The sequence below is a fragment of the Planomonospora sp. ID67723 genome, assembly GCF_015711605.1.
GTDB lineage: Bacteria > Actinomycetota > Actinomycetes > Streptosporangiales > Streptosporangiaceae > Planomonospora_A.
Genome location: NZ_JABTEZ010000001.1, coordinates 2563216 through 2581225, shown reverse-complemented (window position 1 = coordinate 2581225; position 18010 = coordinate 2563216). Strand labels below are relative to the sequence as shown.

21 protein-coding genes and 1 pseudogene are annotated in these 18010 nt (G+C 68.6%); 1 reads left to right on the top strand and 21 read right to left on the bottom strand.

Going from position 1 to position 18010, the window contains the following annotated elements; all coding sequences use genetic code 11:
* Positions 1-43 precede the first annotated feature (43 nt).
* From HS041_RS12030 to HS041_RS12015, 4 genes are read right to left on the bottom strand one after another with little or no spacing between them, the layout of a single operon-like run.
* Positions 44-184 (bottom strand): hypothetical protein, encoded by a 141-nt coding sequence (locus HS041_RS12030; RefSeq protein WP_196440542.1) that lies wholly within the window; start codon positions 182-184, stop codon positions 44-46.
* Entirely contained in the window at positions 184-879 is a 696-nt protein-coding gene (locus HS041_RS12025; RefSeq protein WP_196440541.1) for a phage antirepressor N-terminal domain-containing protein, read from the bottom strand. The genes HS041_RS12030 and HS041_RS12025 overlap by 1 nt, the downstream gene beginning before the upstream one ends.
* A complete protein-coding gene (locus tag HS041_RS12020; RefSeq protein WP_196440540.1) occupies positions 876-1109 on the bottom strand; it encodes a hypothetical protein in 234 nt (77 codons plus the stop codon). The genes HS041_RS12025 and HS041_RS12020 overlap by 4 nt, the downstream gene beginning before the upstream one ends.
* Complete coding sequence (locus HS041_RS12015) at positions 1109-1378, bottom strand: hypothetical protein (protein ID WP_196440539.1); 270 nt, start codon at positions 1376-1378, stop codon at positions 1109-1111. Before HS041_RS12015 ends, HS041_RS12020 begins: the two co-directional genes overlap by 1 nt.
* Before the next feature lie 192 nt (positions 1379-1570).
* On the opposite strand from HS041_RS12015, the gene HS041_RS12010 reads away from it, so the two are divergent.
* The gene (locus HS041_RS12010) at positions 1571-2137 is read left to right on the top strand and encodes a helix-turn-helix transcriptional regulator (RefSeq protein ID WP_196440538.1); all 567 of its coding nucleotides are present in this window, start codon (positions 1571-1573) and stop codon (positions 2135-2137) included.
* 61 nt (positions 2138-2198) lie between these two features.
* On the opposite strand, the gene HS041_RS12005 is transcribed toward HS041_RS12010, so the two are convergent.
* From HS041_RS12005 to HS041_RS11925, 17 genes and pseudogenes are all read right to left on the bottom strand, one after another.
* Positions 2199-2612 (bottom strand): hypothetical protein, encoded by a 414-nt coding sequence (locus tag HS041_RS12005; protein WP_196440537.1) that lies wholly within the window; start codon positions 2610-2612, stop codon positions 2199-2201.
* Between the two features lie 279 nt (positions 2613-2891).
* Positions 2892-4355: a recombinase family protein gene (locus HS041_RS12000; RefSeq protein ID WP_196440536.1), complete on the bottom strand. Its 1464-nt coding sequence runs from the start codon at positions 4353-4355 to the stop codon at positions 2892-2894.
* Between the two features lie 20 nt (positions 4356-4375).
* Positions 4376-5308, bottom strand: a pseudogene (locus HS041_RS11995) (ATP-binding protein); the annotation flags it as partial.
* A 51-nt stretch (positions 5309-5359) separates the two neighbouring features.
* Positions 5360-5713, bottom strand: a complete 354-nt coding sequence (locus tag HS041_RS11990; RefSeq protein ID WP_196440534.1) for a YraN family protein — start codon at positions 5711-5713, stop codon at positions 5360-5362.
* A 199-nt stretch (positions 5714-5912) separates the two neighbouring features.
* The gene (locus HS041_RS11985) at positions 5913-6236 is read right to left on the bottom strand and encodes a DUF2469 domain-containing protein (protein WP_067184127.1); all 324 of its coding nucleotides are present in this window, start codon (positions 6234-6236) and stop codon (positions 5913-5915) included.
* Positions 6237-6444: 208 nt separating this feature from the next.
* Positions 6445-7047: a signal peptidase I gene (gene lepB, locus HS041_RS11980; protein ID WP_196440533.1), complete on the bottom strand. Its 603-nt coding sequence runs from the start codon at positions 7045-7047 to the stop codon at positions 6445-6447.
* A gap of 9 nt (positions 7048-7056) precedes the next feature.
* Positions 7057-7926 (bottom strand): signal peptidase I, encoded by an 870-nt coding sequence (lepB, locus tag HS041_RS11975; protein ID WP_196440532.1) that lies wholly within the window; start codon positions 7924-7926, stop codon positions 7057-7059.
* 290 nt (positions 7927-8216) lie between these two features.
* The gene (gene rplS / locus HS041_RS11970) at positions 8217-8570 is read right to left on the bottom strand and encodes a 50S ribosomal protein L19 (RefSeq protein ID WP_196440531.1); all 354 of its coding nucleotides are present in this window, start codon (positions 8568-8570) and stop codon (positions 8217-8219) included.
* A 157-nt stretch (positions 8571-8727) separates the two neighbouring features.
* Positions 8728-9516, bottom strand: coding sequence for a tRNA (guanosine(37)-N1)-methyltransferase TrmD (trmD, locus tag HS041_RS11965; protein WP_196440530.1), 789 nt, complete (start codon positions 9514-9516; stop codon positions 8728-8730).
* Between the two features lies 1 nt (position 9517).
* A complete protein-coding gene (gene rimM / locus HS041_RS11960; RefSeq protein ID WP_196440529.1) occupies positions 9518-10033 on the bottom strand; it encodes a ribosome maturation factor RimM in 516 nt (171 codons plus the stop codon).
* A gap of 97 nt (positions 10034-10130) precedes the next feature.
* On the bottom strand, positions 10131-10373 hold the full coding sequence (locus tag HS041_RS11955; protein WP_184945466.1) for an RNA-binding protein: 243 nt from the start codon (positions 10371-10373) through the stop codon (positions 10131-10133).
* A 1-nt stretch (position 10374) separates the two neighbouring features.
* Positions 10375-10839: a 30S ribosomal protein S16 gene (gene rpsP, locus HS041_RS11950; RefSeq protein WP_196440528.1), complete on the bottom strand. Its 465-nt coding sequence runs from the start codon at positions 10837-10839 to the stop codon at positions 10375-10377.
* 455 nt (positions 10840-11294) lie between these two features.
* The gene (ffh, locus tag HS041_RS11945; protein ID WP_196440527.1) at positions 11295-12842 is read right to left on the bottom strand and encodes a signal recognition particle protein; all 1548 of its coding nucleotides are present in this window, start codon (positions 12840-12842) and stop codon (positions 11295-11297) included.
* A gap of 131 nt (positions 12843-12973) precedes the next feature.
* Positions 12974-13567, bottom strand: a complete 594-nt coding sequence (locus tag HS041_RS11940) for a GTP-binding protein (RefSeq protein WP_196440526.1) — start codon at positions 13565-13567, stop codon at positions 12974-12976.
* Positions 13548-14006, bottom strand: coding sequence for a DUF742 domain-containing protein (locus HS041_RS11935; RefSeq protein WP_307845253.1), 459 nt, complete (start codon positions 14004-14006; stop codon positions 13548-13550). Before HS041_RS11935 ends, HS041_RS11940 begins: the two co-directional genes overlap by 20 nt.
* Before the next feature lie 34 nt (positions 14007-14040).
* Positions 14041-14463: a roadblock/LC7 domain-containing protein gene (locus tag HS041_RS11930; protein WP_307845252.1), complete on the bottom strand. Its 423-nt coding sequence runs from the start codon at positions 14461-14463 to the stop codon at positions 14041-14043.
* 33 nt (positions 14464-14496) lie between these two features.
* Entirely contained in the window at positions 14497-17391 is a 2895-nt protein-coding gene (locus tag HS041_RS11925) for a sensor histidine kinase (protein ID WP_196440525.1), read from the bottom strand.
* Between the last annotated feature and the right edge of the window lie 619 nt (positions 17392-18010).

The following is an 18010-nucleotide window of genomic DNA, read 5'->3' as shown; positions in this document are numbered from 1 at the left end:
GGGCGCGGGCCCGGTTGCTTTCATCAGCCGGGCCCGCGGCATGTCAGGGGGTGGGGGCCGGGTCGCCGGCATCCAGCGCGGCGAGCTCGGAGCAGCGGGCCATCAGCCCGGCGATCGCGTAGACCGTCGCGTCATCCAGGGATCCCGCGCGGGGCAGCGGCATGTCAGCGTCACGGCGGGCCATCACGCACCACCGAACGGCAGTTCAGGCCAACCAGGCGGGTCCATCCGCAGCCGAGCCTGAGCGGCCATCTCCAGCCGGATCTTCGTGGACTCGTACAGCCGGTACAGCGCCTCGATCCGGTGGCCGAACACCTCGTACGCGCTGCCGGTGTGCCAGAAAATCGCCTCATAGTCGACCTTCGGCTTGCCGTTCTGGCACAAGACCCCGCCCTGGCGGAGGACTCGCGTCAGCTCCGCGACCGGGACCTTCACGCCGAACCGCTGCCGGATCAGGACGACCGTGTCCGCGAGCGGATAGGTGACCGGCTCCGTCGGCTTCGGCGCCTCGATCTCCGCGACCGGCTCTGCCTCACGCGCCTTGGTGAAGTGCCGTTCAATGAGATCGGCGACCTCGCGCTGGTAGGCGACCAGGACCGGGCGGGCCTCTTCACCGACACGCCGCTCGTCGATCGTGGCCAGCAGCATCAGGAAGGTGCGGACATCCACGCTCGCCATCCCGCGGACCTTGCCGTCCGCGCCAACCGTGGGGGTCTCCCCCACAGTTGCCCAGGACTTCGCCTTGAGCTTCTGGAGCTGCCAGGAGTAGTCCAAGCCGATGTGCTCGACGGCGGGCTTGAGAATGATGCGGGGCTTACCATTCTCCTCGACGGCGAGGATCTCGCGGCCGTGGAACGGGATGTGGACGATCTCGCTCATGCCGCACGCTCCTCGCCGGAGGCGCCGGTGGGCGCAGGTGCGTCATCCACCTGACCGAGAAGGATGATCTTTGCGAGGCGTGCGAGGACGATGGGATCCGTGATGCGAGGCGGCAGGCCGCACGCCGCGCGGGACTCCGCAATGTGAGCACGGAACGCGGGGTCGGTGTGCCACTGCTCGCTAGGCAGGCTCATCCAACTGGGCTTGGCGTTCTTCTTGGCGGACGCCATCAGCCGTTGCCCTTCTCTCCGCTCGGGATGATCTCGAAGAGGTCCTCAAACTTGAGTCCAGGCAGGTGCCAGATAGCTGCGCGGATGAACTGGTGACTCGGCTCGACCTCGTGGCCGCGGGCGCGGCTGATGGTGGAGGTGCTCAGTCCGAGGAGTCGGGCGCATTCAGCGTCAGAGACGAGGCCGCGAGCACGGGTGTGCCGCTCCCACTCCGATGTCCTCAGCCTGAGCCGGAGGTTGGGCCGCTTGGCCCGTTCGGTTGTGCGCATGCATGCAACATACTCCGGTGTGTGCATGCATGCAACAGATCTGGATAGATCGTTTATGCAGGTAGACCGGCAAATCGGGTCAAATTGGACCGCGCCAAGCCACTGACAGCGCATGCATGCACAGTCATGGGGTTAGTCACATATCCCTCCACCTGCATGGATGGAAAAGGAAGGGCATGCTAACGTGCGTGCGTGCGTACAACTACCTGGGACCGAGACGCCTTCCGGTCCGCCCTTGAGGAAATTTGCAAGCATGCGCACCTGTCTCAGGCGGACCTCGCCCAGCTAGCAGGCCGCAGCCGGTCACAGATCAATCGCTGGACCCGATCAGAGAACCAGCCGGCCTATGAGGCGCTAGCTCAACTAGCAACCAACCTTGCAGCCCGGTTCCCCCACCTTGCCGACCTCACCCGTCGACTGGTCTCGGCGGCCGGCTACGACCCGATGCCCTTCATTGACGCCACCGACGCCACGCCAGTTGACCGCCCTGGAGGGGCAGGCAGCGAGACCATTGACGACCTGTGGGCAGCGGCGCGGGAAGGAGGCAAATCCCTTGGAGAGATCCTCGTAGAGCGCGGCCTAGCGCGACCAGAGGATCTGACCTTGAGCGACCAGAAGCGGAATGATCCCATTGTCACCCAGATCTACGCCCTCGACCTTCCCGAGCAAGAGAAGGACGAGATGCTGAAGGCGTACGCGCTCATGCGTCGGAGCACGTTCAAAGAGGAAGCCGAAGCAAAAAAAGGGCCGCGAGAGTAAACCTCGCGACCCTTTGATGCGTCTCCCCGCGCTATGTTGTTGGCGCTTCTTCGGATATCCGCTATGCCCCGTACCCGTTAATGATCTGGAACGGTCCAGTGTCATTGCTGGAGTAGGTTGCGGCGGCGTCCAGCTTGGCCAGAGCTTCGGCCCTCCACTTCAAGGTCACCAGCTCGTTGGCGCTCAGTACCTGCTGCCCCATCGTCTTCGCATGCTGGTGTGTCGCCGCCTCGATACGGTCCCCCAGACGGTCGCGCGACTCGTCAGCGAGTCGCGCGTGGCGTTCGATCCATTCCTTGATCTGAACGCCAAGGTAGCGGGTTGATGCCGTTATCGTGAGTCCCAGCGCGATGATGGCCGTACCGACGAAGATCCGGTTCGACATGAGGCCGATGGTCATCTCGGCGATGAAGAGGATCCATGCTGCCCAGCAAAGGCGGGTAATGGTTGCTCCGGTCGGGTGAACGTTGATCACAGGTGTCCCGCCCTTTCAACTACAGCAGAGCTGTAGCTTGCCGCGATGTCGTCCCCACGCACGCGATAGAGGACTCACTGTAGATGCCCAAGTGGCCGAATGTGAATAGGACTTAAGTCCCTATTGGGCGAGAGCGAATCTTGGTTCACCTGCGCGTTCAGGTAAAATCACGCAGAGTAGTTTAATGTTGAACATTGCGCCCGATATGCCCGACTGGTCCGAGTCGCGACACGCGAGGGGGTAAGCAATGCGTAACCTTAAAGAAAGGGTCAAATGAGCCTAGACCCTCCAAACAACCTGCAACCTACCCTCATCCAGGAAGTTACGCCCCTTCACGGCACGATGTACCACCACCCGGTCGATAAACCCCGACAGGAGCGACCGCTTCAGCGCCACAGGCACGTCCTCCCTCCCCAGCCACGCCCGCGCCTCCTCTCCCGTTTTCGGCGCGTCCTCCCACACCAGCACCGCCCGGTGGTCCTCCCTCGCCAGCCGCGCCCGATTCACCTGCAGCCGCCGATCTACCGGCTCTCGAGCGGCCAGCCACTCTCTGCGAGTCATGCGGCGCTCCCCCAGGTCGCGCGCCAACTCATCAAGCTCGGCCTCATCTCGCGCAATCTCCTCCAGGAGCGCGCTGGAGACAGCATTGCTCTGTCCCGCCTTCAACTGCCGCATGAACTCCGGGTCGTCCAGCAGCGAGGCCGCGGTGGCGTACAGGTACTCCTCCAACGTCGCCGCCAGGATGATGACCTTCCCACACCCTGGCCGGCCCGGAGTGTTGTCGCATACATACCGGCGCTGCCCCGCCCCGTTGGGCTTCCCGACGAGCCTGTAGTGGCCCTCACAGTGCCCGCAGTACAGCAAACCGGTCAACGGATAGCGTCCGTTGCGTCCGGGGCTCAGACGCCTGCTGGGGTCCATCAAGAGGGTTCGTAGGCGAGCCGACTCCTCTGGAGTGATGATGCCGGGCCAGACCGCGTCGGCGACTACCTCCCCGATCAGGGAGCGCTTCGTGACATGCCGCGGCCGGGGCTGGTGCTCGCGCTGTCCAGCGATCCGCGCGGAGACCATCATTCGCTTGAGGGTCTGAACCGACCACTGCCGGCCCGTCACCGTAGTGATACCGCGGCGGTTCAAGTCCTTGGCGACACCTCCCAGCGTCTCCCCCAACAAGAGGCGCTGGGCAACATTTCGGATGATCGCCGCTTCTTCTTCCACGATCGTGATCCGGTCCTCGGCGTAGCCGTACGGGCGAGTCCCTCCGCCGGAGACCTTCCCCGCCTTCGCGAGCTCCTGATGTTTGCGGGCCACCCGCTCACTCTTCTGGTCGGATTCATAGCGGGCATAGGAGCCATGCATCCGGGCGATCATTCGGCCGGCGGCTGTGGACAGGTCCAATTCTCCGGCCTGCACCGTCTGGACCCTCGTCTCTCGATCTTCCACCAGCTTGATGAAGTCCTCCAGTTCCGAAGGGGTGCGATGAAGGCGGTCGTTATGCCAGGCAATGATCGCATCCACTTGATCGGCTTCGATGTCGGCAAGCATCTGCCTGTAGGCCGGGCGAGGCTTCCCGGAGTAGGCCGAGATGTCGTTGTCGGTATAGATCCCGGCGACCTGCCAGCCGAGCCGGTCAGCGAGTTGGCGGCAGTCCTCTTCCTGGCGCTGGACTCCCATGCCGGAACCCTCCCTGTCCTCGCTGATACGGACGTAGATTGCAGCGCGGATGCCGGAACCTCTGGTCATCGGTCTAATGTACCTCTGCTCACACTCGGGTGCGCCAGGGAGACGGCGCCCGGCCGGATGACCCCGCTGCCGCCGCCGACCACGGCCGCGATGGTCGCCGTGTGGTGGGGCGAGACGAAAGGCGGACGCTCCAGCAGCGGCCGATCCACCGGCAGCGTCCCGGCGACCGAGTGGATCGCGGTCACCTCAAGGGCCTGGTCCCGGTCGAGGCGCGGCAGCAGGGTGGGCAGCCGCTCGGCGAGCATCGTCTTGCCTGTGCCCGGCGGGCCCAGCATCCAGAGGTTGTGGCCCCCGGCGGCGCAGACCTCCAGCGCGCGGCGGGCGAACGGCTGGCCCGCCACGTCGCCCAGGTCGGGGACGGCCTCGGCGGATCCCCGGTCGTCGGGACCGGCCGCCCCACATGGCGGAGGGCTCGCGCCGGCGGGCGGGACGGCCCCGCCGTCACATCGCAACCACTCCACCAGCTCACCGAGGGTCGTGACAGGGACCACCGTCACCTCCGGCACCAGGCTCGCCTCGGCCGCGTTGCGTGCCGGGACGACGATCGTGCGGGCACCTACGGCGACCGCCGCCAGCACGGCGGGCAGCACGCCCCGCACGGGTCTGAGCGAGCCGTCGAGTCCGAGCTCGCCGAGGAAGAAGGGCTCGGCGACCCTCTCCCCGGGCACGAACCCCGCCGCGGCGAGCAGCGCCACCGCGATCGCGAGGTCGAAGGTGCTGCCACGCTTCGGCAGACTGGCGGGGAACAGGCTCACCGTGATGCGGGCGTCGGGCCAGGGGCAGCGGCTGTTGACCATGGCCGAGCGGACCCGGTCCCGCGCCTCGCTCAGCGCGGTGTCCAGCATGCCGATGAGGTGCATGCCCGCCATGCCGCTGCCCACGTCGGCCTCGACGTCGACGACGTGGCCGGTCACCCCGACCAGGCAGACGCAGCGGGTGCGCGCGACGGCCACTCACACCACCCCCGCGGCGGCGCCGGCGGCCCACGACGGTCCGGAGCCCACTCAGCACACCCCCCGCTCGTGGCGGATGGCGAAGTCTCCGGCGAACCGCTCCAGCGCCACCACGTCGATCCGCACCGAGTCGAACCGCTCGGCCTGCGTGCTCAACCACCGTCCGGCGAGCCTGCGCAACCGGGCGAGTTTCACCGCGGTCACCGCCTCGAAGGCGGTCCCGTGGCTCCGGCCGGAGCGGGTCTTCACCTCCACCACGACGAGGTCCCGCCCGTCGCGGGCGACCACGTCGATCTCACCGTCCGGGCACCGCCAGTTGCGATCCAGGACCTGCATGCCGTGCGCCTGCAGGTAGTCGACGGCGATCTGTTCACCGTGCTTGCCGAGCTCGTCCTTCGCGGCCATGGAACCACCTCCGGTTCCCGACCCTGGCGCAGCCCGCTGCCCCGGAAAGAAACCGAATCCGCTTCTGTGGACACCCCGCCGGGGACGGCTTCAGCTGTGGAGAACCCGGGATGCTCCACGACCGCCGTGACCGGGCGGGTCGCCACCGGGAGCGGCCGGAACCCGGCCGCGGGAGCTCGGGGCGCCGGGAGCCGCCCGCTCAGCCGGAGAAGCCCTCCTTGGGCATCTCCAGGTCGGGCTTGGCCAGCTCCTCGACGTTGACGTCCTTGAAGGTGACCACGCGGACGTTCTTGACGAACCTGGCCGGTCGGTACATGTCCCAGACCCAGGCGTCCTGCATCTTCACGTCGAAGAACACGTCGCCGTTCTCCGCGGTGCGGACGTCCAGGTCGACGGAGTTGGTGAGGTAGAAACGCCGCTCGGTCTCCACGACGTAGGTGAACAGGCCGACGACATCGCGGTACTCACGGTAAAGCTGCAGCTCCATCTCGGTCTCGTACTTCTCGAGATCCTCTGCGCTCATCCCGTTCCTCCTGTCACACGCCTTCCCAGCCCGCCCGATCAGGCGACACCGGCCCCCACCTCATTCTTGCCCATCTCCATGCCCCGTCCCGACCGCTCCACCGTCGCAGAGCCGGGAGACGGGGCGGGGCACCAGCCCCGCGCGGGGTACGGGCTCCGCGACGGCCCGCCGCGTCCGGGCTGCCGCCCGGCGGGCAGGCCCGGCGTCGCTAGTCACCCTTGGTGAACTTCTGGTTGAACGTCTCCGGGGTGGAGAGCACGGCCGCCCGCGAGAACGGCCAGTAGATCGCGACGGCCCGGCCGATCACGTCGTCCTCCAGGATCGCGCCGTTCGCCTCCTGCTCCTCGTGCCCGCGGGAGTCGTAGGAGGCCGAACGGTGATCACCCATCACCCAGAGCCGCCCCTCGGGGACGACCTTCTCGAAATCGTCTCCCGAGGGGAAGTCGTCGGGGTGCAGGTAGGCCTTCTCGTCGAGCGGCACCCCGTTGACGGTGATCCGCTTCTGCGCGTCGCAGCACTTCACGGTGTCACCGCCGACCGCGATGACCCGCTTGATGGTGTCCTTGCCGTCCCACCCCTTGAAGACCACCACGTCACCGCGCTCGGCCGCGCCGTGCAGCTTGTTGACGACCACCCTGTCGCCCTCGATCAGGGTGTTCTCCATGGACTCTGAGGGGATCCAGAACGACTGGAAGACGAAGGCCTGCAGCAGCAGCGCCACCACGACGCCGGAGACGAGCAGGAAGAGTGTCTCGCGCAGGCCGCCCTTCCGGGAGGGCTTGTCCTGCTTGCTCTCGGGTTCGACAGTCATGAGGTACGGCTACCGCCTTGCACGCCGGCGACGACGCCACAGCACCAGCGGGACGGCACCCGCGACGCCCCCGAGGAGGGGGACGGCCCCTCCCAGGGCGGCCGCGGCGCCCAGCGCCGGCTGGCTGAACGTGTCGGGAATGGGGAGAGTGGTGGCCCGGGAGAAGGGCCAGACGATGACGAAGGCCCGGCCGATCACCTGGTCCACCGGGATCGTGCCGCCACCCGGGTCGCTCTGGTGCTCACGGGAGTCGAGAGAGACCTGGCGGTGGTCGCCCATGACCCAGAGACGGCCCTTGGGGACCTTGATCTCGAAGGATTTCTGGGACGGCACGTCACCCGGATAGAGGTAGCTCTCCTCGTCGAGGGGAACCCCGTTGACCGTGACGCGGCCCTTGTCGTCGCAGCACTTCACGGTGTCACCGGGGACACCGATGACGCGCTTGATGTAGTCCTTCTCGCCGGGCACCACGCCGAAGGCGGTGCCGACCGCGTGGAAGAACGCCGCCACCGGATTGGACGGCTCCTCGAACTGCACCTCGCCGTCCCAGGAGTCCACTCCCGAGAAGACCACCACGTCGCCGCGCTCGATGTCGCGGACGTGGTAGACGAGCTTGTTGACCAGGACCCGGTCGTTCTTCAGGAGGGTGTTCTCCATCGACTCCGACGGGATGTAGAACGCCTGGACGATGAAGGACTTGATCAGGAACGCGAGGACCAGCGCGACGACGATCAGGACCGGGAGCTCCCGCCAGAAAGAGCCCTTCTTCTTGTCCTTGCCGCCTTTGGCCGTCTTCTTGGTGTCTTCCGCGACCACGTCCACCTCGTCCTCGACAGGTCGACGCGAGGCTGCGTCGCACGCCTGGTCTTCGCTAGTCATCTCTGACGAGCCTAGATGATGACCGGAGTTCAGCGGCCGAGCCGGTGGTTAAGGACTCTTCCCGATTCCATCAGGTTTAGCGGGAAGACTACCGGGTTCTCCCCGCAAGACGATCATCCTCGGAGAATGTCCGCCCGCGTCCCGGCAGGTGCGGACGGCGATCCGGCCGCCGACTCCCCAGCCCTCGCCGCCTCCGGCCGGGCGGTCAGACGGAACATGATCGAGTCGGGCCCGACACGCCGCTGGCCCGCCCCCTCGCGGGAACGGGCCAGGACGGAGCCGTGGGCGCCTTAGCGGGCTTCGCGCTTCTCGCGGATGCGGGCGGCCTTGCCGCGCAGGTCACGCATGTAGTAGAGCTTGGCGCGGCGGACGTCGCCACGGGTCACGACCGCGATCTTCTCGATGACCGGGCTGTGCACCGGGAAGGTGCGCTCCACGCCGACGCTGTAGCTGATCTTGCGGACGGTGAAGGTCTCACGGGCGCCACTGCCCTGGCGGCGCAGGACGAAGCCCTTGAAGACCTGGACACGGGAGCGGTTGCCCTCGATCACTCGGACGTGCACCTCGAGCGTGTCACCGGGACGGAAGTCCGGGACGTCGCTGCGGAGCGTGGCCTTCTCAAGCTCGGTGATCAGCGTGTGCATGACAGTGGTACCTCATTTAGGCGAGCACGCGGAGGTCCACCCGGCCGCGACGAGGCGGCATCGCGGTGGACGCACATGCTGGGCTGGCTTTGTCTTGGGAGCCGGGCTCACGGGCCCGGCGGCGCGCGCCGGCCTGCGGGCAGTCGGCGGCAACGGTTCAGTGTGCCACATTTTCGCCGTCCACCGGAAATCCGAGCCCGGCCAGGAGCGCGCGGTCGTGCTTGTCGAGCCCCTCCGAGGCCAGCGCGGAGAGCAGTTCCGGGCGGTTCCTGGCGGTACGGCGCAGCGCCTCGTCCCGCCGCCACCGGGCTATCTTCCCGTGGTGCCCGGACAGCAGGACCTCCGGCACCTCGTGCCCCCGCCACTGGGGCGGCTTGGTGTAGACCGGGCCCTCCAGCAGGTTCTCCATGGCGCCCGGAGCGAACGAGTCGTCCACGGCCGAGCGGGCGTTGCCCAGCACCCCGGGCAGGAGCCTCCCGACGGCCTCGACCATCACCAGCACCGCCACCTCGCCCCCGGCCAGCACGTAGTCGCCGATGCTGACCTCGTCCACCCTCAGGCGGGAGCCGTACTCGGCCATGACCCGCGAGTCGATGCCCTCGTAGCGCGCGGGGGTGAACAGCAGCCAGGGCTCGGCGGCGTACTCCATGGCGAGCTTCTGGGTGAAGGGGACTCCGCTCGGCGTCGGCACGACGATCCGCGGACGGGCGGCGGGGTCGGTGGCCAGGACGTCGTCGAGGGCGGCGCCCCACGGGTCCGGCTTCATGACCATTCCGGGACCGCCGCCGTAGGGCGTGTCGTCCACGGTGTGGTGCACGTCGTGCGTCCAGTCGCGGAGCTGGTGCAGGCGGATGTCGAGGGTGCCGCGCTCGCGGGCCTTGCCGATGAGGGAGACGTCGAGCGGGGCGAAGTACTCGGGGAAGATCGAGATGATGTCGATACGCATGTCAGACGATCTGGTCCGGATCCAGCAGGCCTGCCGGGCCGTCCACCAGGAGCGTGCCCTGCTCCAGGTCGATCTCCGGGACCAGCGCCTTCACGAACGGCACGTAGACATCCCTGCCGGCGCGCCGCACGACCAGCAGGTCCTGGCCGTGGTGGAGCACGTCGACCACCTCGCCGGCCCGCTCGCCGTCGGGGGTGACCACGGTGAGGCCGATGAGCTGGTGGTCGTAGAACTCGTCGGGGTCGTCGGAGGGCGGGATGTCGGCCGAGTCGATGACGAGGGTGGTGCCTCGCAGCTCCTCGGCGCGGTTCCTGTCGTCCACGCCCTCGAAGCGGACCAGCAGGATCCCGGAGTGCCAGCGCCGCGACTCCACGACGAGCGGGCCTGCGGAGGCGGGGTCGGTGGACAGGGCCGAACCGGGCGCGAAACGCTGCTCCGGGTCGTCGGTACGCACCTCCACGGTCACGTCGCCGCGGAGCCCGTGCGGGCGGCCGATCCGGCCAACGACAAGCTGCACGCCCGTCTCCTGAAGTCATCGTGTGCGAAAAGAAGCGGAAAGAACGCAAACGGGTCACCCACGGCGTGGGTGACCCGTCCGCTCGATGGATCGCGTGTCAGCGGACCTCGTCCAGGTCGAGCAGGTCGACCCGGACGTACTTGCCGTCGCCAAGCGCGTTCACGACGGTGCGGAGCGCCTTGGCCGTACGGCCACCGCGGCCGATGACCTTGCCCAGGTCCTCGGGATGGACCCGGACCTCAAGCACGCGCCCGCTGCGGATGCGGCGGGCCCGGACCTGGATCTCGTCGGGATGTTCGACGATGCCCTTCACCAGGTGCTCGAGGGCCTCCTCGAGCACCTCAGGCCTCGCCTTCCGGCTTCTCCTCGGCGGCGACCGGCTCGGCCGGGGTCTCGGCGGGGGCCTCCTCGGCCTTCACGGCCTTCTTCGCCGACTTCTTCGGCGTGGTCGCGGCGGCGTCGAGGGAGAGGGTCTCCTTGGCCGCGGCCTCGTAGGCGGCGTGCCGGTCCGGCTTGGGCTCGGCGACGAGCTTCGGAGCCGGGGCGGGCTCGCCCTTGAACTTCTGCCAGTCACCGGTGATCTTGAGGAGCTTCATCACCGGCCCGGTCGGCTGCGCGCCGACACCCAGCCAGTAGGCCGCCCGCTCGGCGTCGATCTCGATGCGCGAGGGGTTCTCCTTCGGGTGGTACAGGCCGATCTCCTCGATCGCCCGACCGTCACGCTTGGTGCGGCTGTCGGCGATGACGACACGGTACTGCGCGTTGCGGATCATGCCGAGCCGCTTGAGCTTGATCTTGACTGCCACTGGTGTGGTCTCTCCTGCATTAGAGCGTGGGCGAGCGGCGTCTCATCGAGTGGGGCACGAGGAGCGGACCGCTACAGGGACAGGCACGACCGGCGGGGGTTAGAGGGCGCCCGCGTGGTCGGGATGTTCCAACATGTCATTGTGCCAGACACACGGGGGTGCCCCGCCACCCGATCGCACTCTCCCGTGGCTCCGCCGGGAAAAATCTCGGCAACGCGGGCCCCCGGCGACCTCCGCCCCGCCCGTCGGCCCGCCGTACGGCTCCGCGGCGCGCCGGACGGCCCCAGGAGAGGCGGCGGGAGAGGCGGCGGAGGTTTCGTGCACGCCCGCCGCCCGCCCGTCCTACTTGGGACGGACTCCCAGCAGCTCCAGCGCGGCCACCACGATGAACCCGATGATGATGATCATCCAGATCAACCGGGCCCGTCCGTGGAACCTGCCGTCGTTGTCGTCGCTCACTTCTGTCCCGGGAACTTGAACTTGGAGGGGTCGAAGCCGGGCGGCAGCTCCAGGCCGGGCGGGAGCTGGCCGGCGCCCAGGTTGCCGAGGGCTCCGCCGACGTTGGGGGCCTTCTCCGCGCCGCCGGACGCGCTCTTGCCGAGCGCGGCCTTACGCGGGTCGCCGCTGACGCGCCGGCCCTTGGCCGCCTTCTTCTGCGCGGCCTTGCCCTTGCGACCGCCCGGCATGCCGGGGATGCCCAGCCCGCCGGCCATCCGCTTCATCATCTTCTGCGCCTCGAAGAAGCGCACGACCAGGTTGTTGACCTCTGTCACGGTGACGCCGGAACCCCTGGCGATGCGCTCGCGGCGCGAACCCTTGATGATCTTCGGGTCCTGGCGCTCGCCCGGCGTCATGGAGCGGATGATGGCGGCGATGCGGTCCAGGTCGCGGTCGTCGACCTGGTTGAGCTGGTCGCGCATCTGCCCCATGCCGGGCATCATGCCGAGCAGGTTCTTGATGGGGCCCATCTTCCGGACCATCATCATCTGCTCGAGGAAGTCGTCCAGGGTGAAGCCCTCGCCCGAGGTGAGCTTGTCCGCCATCCTGGCGGCTTCTCCCTCGTCGAAGGTCTTCTGGGCCTGCTCGATCAGGGTGAGGATGTCGCCCATGTCGAGGATGCGGGAGGCCATCCGGTCCGGGTGGAAGGCGTCGAAGTCCTCGAGCTTCTCACCGGTGGACGCGAACATGATCGGCTTGCCGGTGATGTGGCGGACCGACAGGGCGGCGCCGCCGCGGGCGTCGCCGTCGAGCTTGGTGAGCACGACCCCGTCGAAGCCGACGCCCTCCATGAAGGCCTGGGCCGTGGAGACGGCGTCCTGGCCGATCATGGCGTCGACGACGAACAGGACCTCGTCCGGCGAGACCGCGTCGCGGATGTCCGCGGCCTGCTTCATCAGCTCCTGGTCGATGCCCAGGCGGCCGGCGGTGTCGATGATGACGATGTCGTGCTGCTGCCGGCGGGCGTGGTCGATCGACTGGCGGGCCACCGCGATGGGGTCGCCGACGCCGTTGCCTGGCTCGGGGGCGTAGACCGCGACCCCCGCCCGCTCGGCCATGACGGCGAGCTGCTGGACCGCGTTGGGACGCTGGAGGTCCGCGGCGACCAGCAGCGGAACGTGGTTCTGCTCCCGCAGCCAGCGGGCGAGCTTGCCCGCCAGGGTGGTCTTGCCGGCTCCCTGGAGACCGGCGAGCATGATGACGGTCGGCGGGTTCTTCGCATAGCGGAGCCGCCGGGTCTCACCGCCCAGGATCCCGATCAGCTCGTCATTGACGATCTTGACGACCTGCTGGGCCGGGTTCAGCGCCTGGGAGACCTCCGCCCCGCGGGCGCGCTCCTTGACCTGCGCCACGAACGTCTTGACGACGGGCAGCGCGACGTCGGCCTCGAGCAGCGCGATGCGGATCTCGCGGCAGGTCGCGTCGATGTCGGCATCGGAGAGCCGACCCTTGGATCGAAGGGAGGAGAAGACCGATGTGAGCCGGTCGGAAAGCGTCTCGAACACGTGATTGGCCAGCCTCTGCGCTACAGGTCTGCGACTCGACCTCCCAGCCTATCCGCTGGAAGGTACGCCCGGTGCCCCGGTGCGGGGGTGTCCGCGCGGTCGCCGCGGGCGGAGAGGCCGGATCATCCCGCCTAGCGGCCCCAGCCGGGAACGGCCATGCGCACGGTCAGCGCGTGCTCCACCAGGGTGATGAGCGTGGACTTCACCGCGTCGCGGGAGCGCGCGTCGGTCCGCGAGATCGGGATGCCGGGATCGAGCGTCAGCGCCTCCCGCACCTCCTCCTCCGCGTGCGGGTAGCTTCCGTCCCAGCCGTTGAGCGCCACGACGAAGGGCAGCTGCGCCTCCTCGAAGTAGTCGATCGCCGGGAAGCTGTCGGCCAGGCGGCGGGTGTCGACCAGCACGACCGCGCCGATGGCGCCGCGGACCAGGTCGTCCCACATGAACCAGAACCGGTGCTGGCCCGGCGTGCCGAACAGGTACAGGATCAGGTCGCGGTCCAGGGAGACCCGGCCGAAGTCCATCGCCACCGTGGTGGTGGTCTTGTTCGGGGTGAGACCGAGATCGTCGATCCCGGCGCTCGCGTCGGTCATCACCGCCTCCGTGGTCAGCGGGAGGATCTCCGACACAGCGCCCACGAACGTGGTCTTCCCCACACCGAAGCCACCGGCGACGACGATCTTGGTCGAGGTGAGGCCGCCGGGGCGGCTAGAGCCTGCGAAGTCCACTGAGCACCCTTTCCAGCAGGTTGAGATCCGGCTTGCCCGCGTTCAGCTGGGGCTGATGGAGCTGGATCAGGCCCTCAGCCGCCATGTCGGCCACCAGGATCCGCGTGACGCCGAGAGGAATGCGCAGCATCGCGGAGATCTCGGCGACCGAACGCACATGCCGGCAGAGAGCGCTGATCGCCTGGTACTCCGGCGTACGGGTAGACAGATCGTGATGGATCGACGTCGCCGAGGAGACCAGTGCCTCCATGGCGAGCTGGGTCCGGGGAGCGGTGCGTCCCCCGGTCACGGCGTACGGCCGGACCAGCGAGCTCTGCTCCGCCGGCGCCGGCTGCATGTGATGTGAAGGACCGCCCTGTTGCCGGTGGGCGTTGTCCATCGACTCGTAGGGCGGCCCGCTCAGCGGGCCCCCCTCATCGGTCCAGCCGCGGCCTGCCACGGCACCCTCCTAGGACAGTATCCATTGCGCACCCTCACCGGGGATGGGATGCCTGGAGCTCGGCGCGAACGGCCGGTGTCAGCACCTGTCCCGCCCGTTCGACGAGCAGGGTCATCTGGTAGGCCACCAGACCCATGTCGCAGTCGGCGGCGGCCAGCACCGCCAGGCAGGAGCCGTCGCTGATCGACATGATGAGGAGCAGTCCTCGCTGCATCTCCACCACGGTCTGGGTGACCGCCCCGCCCTCGAAGACCCGGGATGCGCCCTGGGTCAGGCTGATCAGGCCGGCGGCCACCGCGGCCAGCTGGTCGGCCCGGTCCCGGGGGAACCCGTCCGAGAACGCCAGCGGCAGACCGTCGGTCGACACCACGACCGTGTGCGCAACGCCTGGGACGTTGTTCACGAAGTCGGTGATCAGCCAGTTGACCCCCCGAGCGGCCTGGCTCAGTTCACGCACGCGCCTTCCTCCTTGCCGATCCTGCCGGACAGCTCACCGGTTCTCCCTGTCTGTTCCGGCGCCCCACGCGGGGCCGGGATACGTCTGGTCCTCGCCGATCTCGCCCTTGGCCACCGCCCTGCCCTGCCGTACTCCCCGCTGGAAGCTCGCCAGCCGGTTGCGCACCGCGTCCGGGGAGACGACCGGCCGCGGGGCGTGCGCCTGGGGGGCGCCCGCCGGGTCGGAGGGGGCCGCGCCGGGCACCAGGTTCGCCTTGGGCACCCGCTTGGGCAGCCCGGATCCGGTGAGCCCGCCGAGCGTCGGCTCGCTCGCCGCCCGGGCCGCCTGCCAGCCCGCATCCGCGGGAGAGGACCAGGCGTCCGGCTTCACCGGGGCCTGGACCGTCGTGGTCTCCCGGAAGTCCTCGCTGCGGTCCTGCGGCGCGGACGCCGGGGCCGGGGAGGGCTCGTAGGGCTCGGCCTTCTTGAACCAGTCGGACTCCACCGCCGCGAAGATCGGCAGGAACTCCTCCCGCTCCTCCTCCAGGGGGAAGGAGTCGTGTACGACGGGCAGCGGGCCCGTGCTGTCCGCCTCGGAGGCGAACCGGCGCGACCCCGGCGGCACGGCCGAGGGGTCCGGCCACGCTCCGCTGTCGCCGCGCATCGGCCCCGTCGGCCAGGAGGGCCCCGGCTCCTCCGTGAAGGTGTTCGGCCAGCCGGGACCGGATCCGGGTGCGGGCACGTGGCCCGGCCAGGGGGTGTCGACCGGGGCCTGGCCGAAACCTCCGCCCCCGGAGAAGGACTGGAAGGAAGCGGCCCCCTGCCCCGCGTCGAAGGAGTTGAAGTCCTGCCGGGCCGCTTCGAAGGAGGAGAACGCGGGCCGGGCCGCGTCCAGGGAGACCGGGCTGGTCAGCACCGGCGGCCGGTCCATCGAGGGGAACGAGGACGCCGAGGGCATCGAGGGCATCGAGGACGGGGCCGCGCCCCAGTCGCCGCTCTGCGGGCCGGGCTGCATCCCGGGCATCTGCATCCCGGGCATCTGACCGCCGACGGTGGCGAGCAGGTTCTCCGGGAGCAGCACCATGGCGGTCAGGCCGCCGCTGTCCTGCTGGCGGAGCTGTACCCGGATGCCGTGCCGCAGCGCGAGGCGGCCGACCACGAACAGGCCCATGCGGCGGGAGACCGAGACGTCCACGACCGGGGGGTTGGCCAGCCGCCAGTTCGCCTGCGCGAGCTCCTCCCCCGTCATGCCGATGCCGAGGTCGGTCACCGAGATCATCACGCCGCCGCCGTCGATGCGGTTGCTCGACACGACGACCTTCGTCTCCCGGGGGGAGAAGGAGATCGCGTTCTCCACCAGCTCGGCGATCAGGTGCACGACGTCGTTGACGGACGTGCCGGCCACCGAGACCCCGCCGGAGAGCCGCAGCTCCACCCGCTCGTAGCTCTCGACCTCCGACAGGGAGGCTCGGACCACGTCGATCAGCGGGATGGGCTGGCTCCACCGGCGCGCGGGCTCCTGCCCGGCGAGGACCAGGAGGTTCTCGCTGTTGCGGCGCATGCGGGTGGCCAGGTGGTCGAGGCGGAACAGGCTGCCGAGCCGGTTCTCGTCCTGCTCGCCCTGCTCCAGGCTCTCGATGAGCGCCAACTGGCGCTCGACCAGGGTCTGGCTGCGGCGGGAGAGGTTGACGAACATGGCGTTGACGTTGCTTCGCAGCGACGCCTCCTCGCCCGCCAGCCGTACGGCCTCGCGGTGGACCTCGTCGAAGGCCCGGGCCACCTCGCCGATCTCGTCGTCGGAGACCACCCCGATCGGGGGGACCTCCTTGGCGGTGACCTCGCCGCTCTCGCGCATGGCCTGCACGGTCTCCGGCAGGCGGCTGCCGGCGATGGACAGCGCCTCTGTGCGCAGCGTGCGCAGCGGCTTGACCAGCGAGCGGGCCACGACCACGGTGATGGCGAGGACCAGCAGGAGCAGCAGTGCGGTCAGGCCGCCGGCGATCAGGGCGCCGCGCTGCTCGGACTCCTGGAAGGCGCGGCTCTGCGCGATGACGGTGTTGGCGATCGACTTCTCCACCACGCGCATCCGATCGACGGCCTCGGAGGAGGCGTCGAACCAGACCGTCTGGTCGCCGGAGCCCGTGCCGCTCGCGTTGACGCGCACCAGCGGGGCGCCCTCGGCGGCCAGCGCGAGCGCGCGCAGGCGGATGAACTCCGCACGGTCGATCTTCTGCCCGGTGACGGTGTCGTCGTAGAACTGGCGCTGGGCGAGCGAGGCCTCGGCGCGGAAGACCGCGAGTTCGCTGTCGCGCTGCGCGCGCGCCGCGATGAAGGCGTCGAGGCCCTCAGGGGTGAAACTCTTGCCGACCAGCGCGACGGCGAGGTTGGCCCGCTCCTGCGACGCCTGCTCCTTCGCCCTGCCCAGGGCGGCGAAAGCGGAGGCGCTGCCGCTGAGCTCCTGGTCGGCGTCACCCTGGATGATCTCGTCGTGGATCACCAGGAACTCGCGGATCGCCTCCGAGTAGACGTTGATCATCGGCAGCGGAGGCAGCGAGGTGTCGGTCGCGGTGGTCCGCATGCTGGGAAGCTCGGTGATGCGACTGCCCATCCGGGCGATCTGCTCCCGCTCGCGGTCGGCGAAGTCGCCGCCGCCGACCAGGATGTCGATCCTGTCCGAGACGGACTTGGCCAGCTTGTCGACGACGTCGTACTGGTCCTTCAGCCGCTGCCGGCCGGCCTGCGGCCGGCCCTGCGCGACGAACCGGGCGCTGAGGTCGCGTTCGAGCTGGAGCCCGTGCACCAGATCGCTCAGGTCGGCGGCCAGCTCCGCGGTCGTGCGCACCTGCTCGTACTCGGCGGCCGTGCCGATGGCGGTGACGACCCGGAGCACGCCCAGGACGATCGCGGCGGCGGTCGGGATGGCGATGAGCGCCACCAGCCGCGAGCGCACCCGCCAGTTCCTGAGCGCGAGCTTCCCGCCTTTCCTTCCGACTCCCCTCCCCTTGGGATCCGGAATCTGACCGCCCTCCGGCGGCGCCCCCTGACCGTCGTCCCGGGCGGGCACCCACCCGTTTCCGCGTTCGGTGGGGATTGACGCTGTCCTCACTGGCCTCCGCTGCCTCTCCTCGGATCGTCTGCTTGGAGGGGATCGCGTCACGGAAAGGTGTGAGTGACGCCGACGCATCCATGGGGTAGGGGTTATTGGAGCACAGGCGGATGACTTCGGCCAATAGCGCATGAGTCACAATTCATCTGTAATCGCCCACATCGCACTTAAGTGGACATTCGCCTCGTGAGCCCGTCGCGCGAATCGAGAGAACGTTCTCTTGACACCCCTTTGGCCGGGCACTAGACAAACCCCAGCCATCATGCGTTTGCAGGTGCGCGGTAAGTAAGTCCGATTATGACCTATTTGGCCCATAAGGCCGATATTTGTAATTTGGTCGATCTTCTCCGCTACTCTGATCCGCGGTCGGCATACCCCTATGACATGTGCATCCCGGGGCGATCTCCATGCCATCCGAATGATGTTCGGCGAGATCCGGCCCGGACGATCGAAAGCAGCTAAG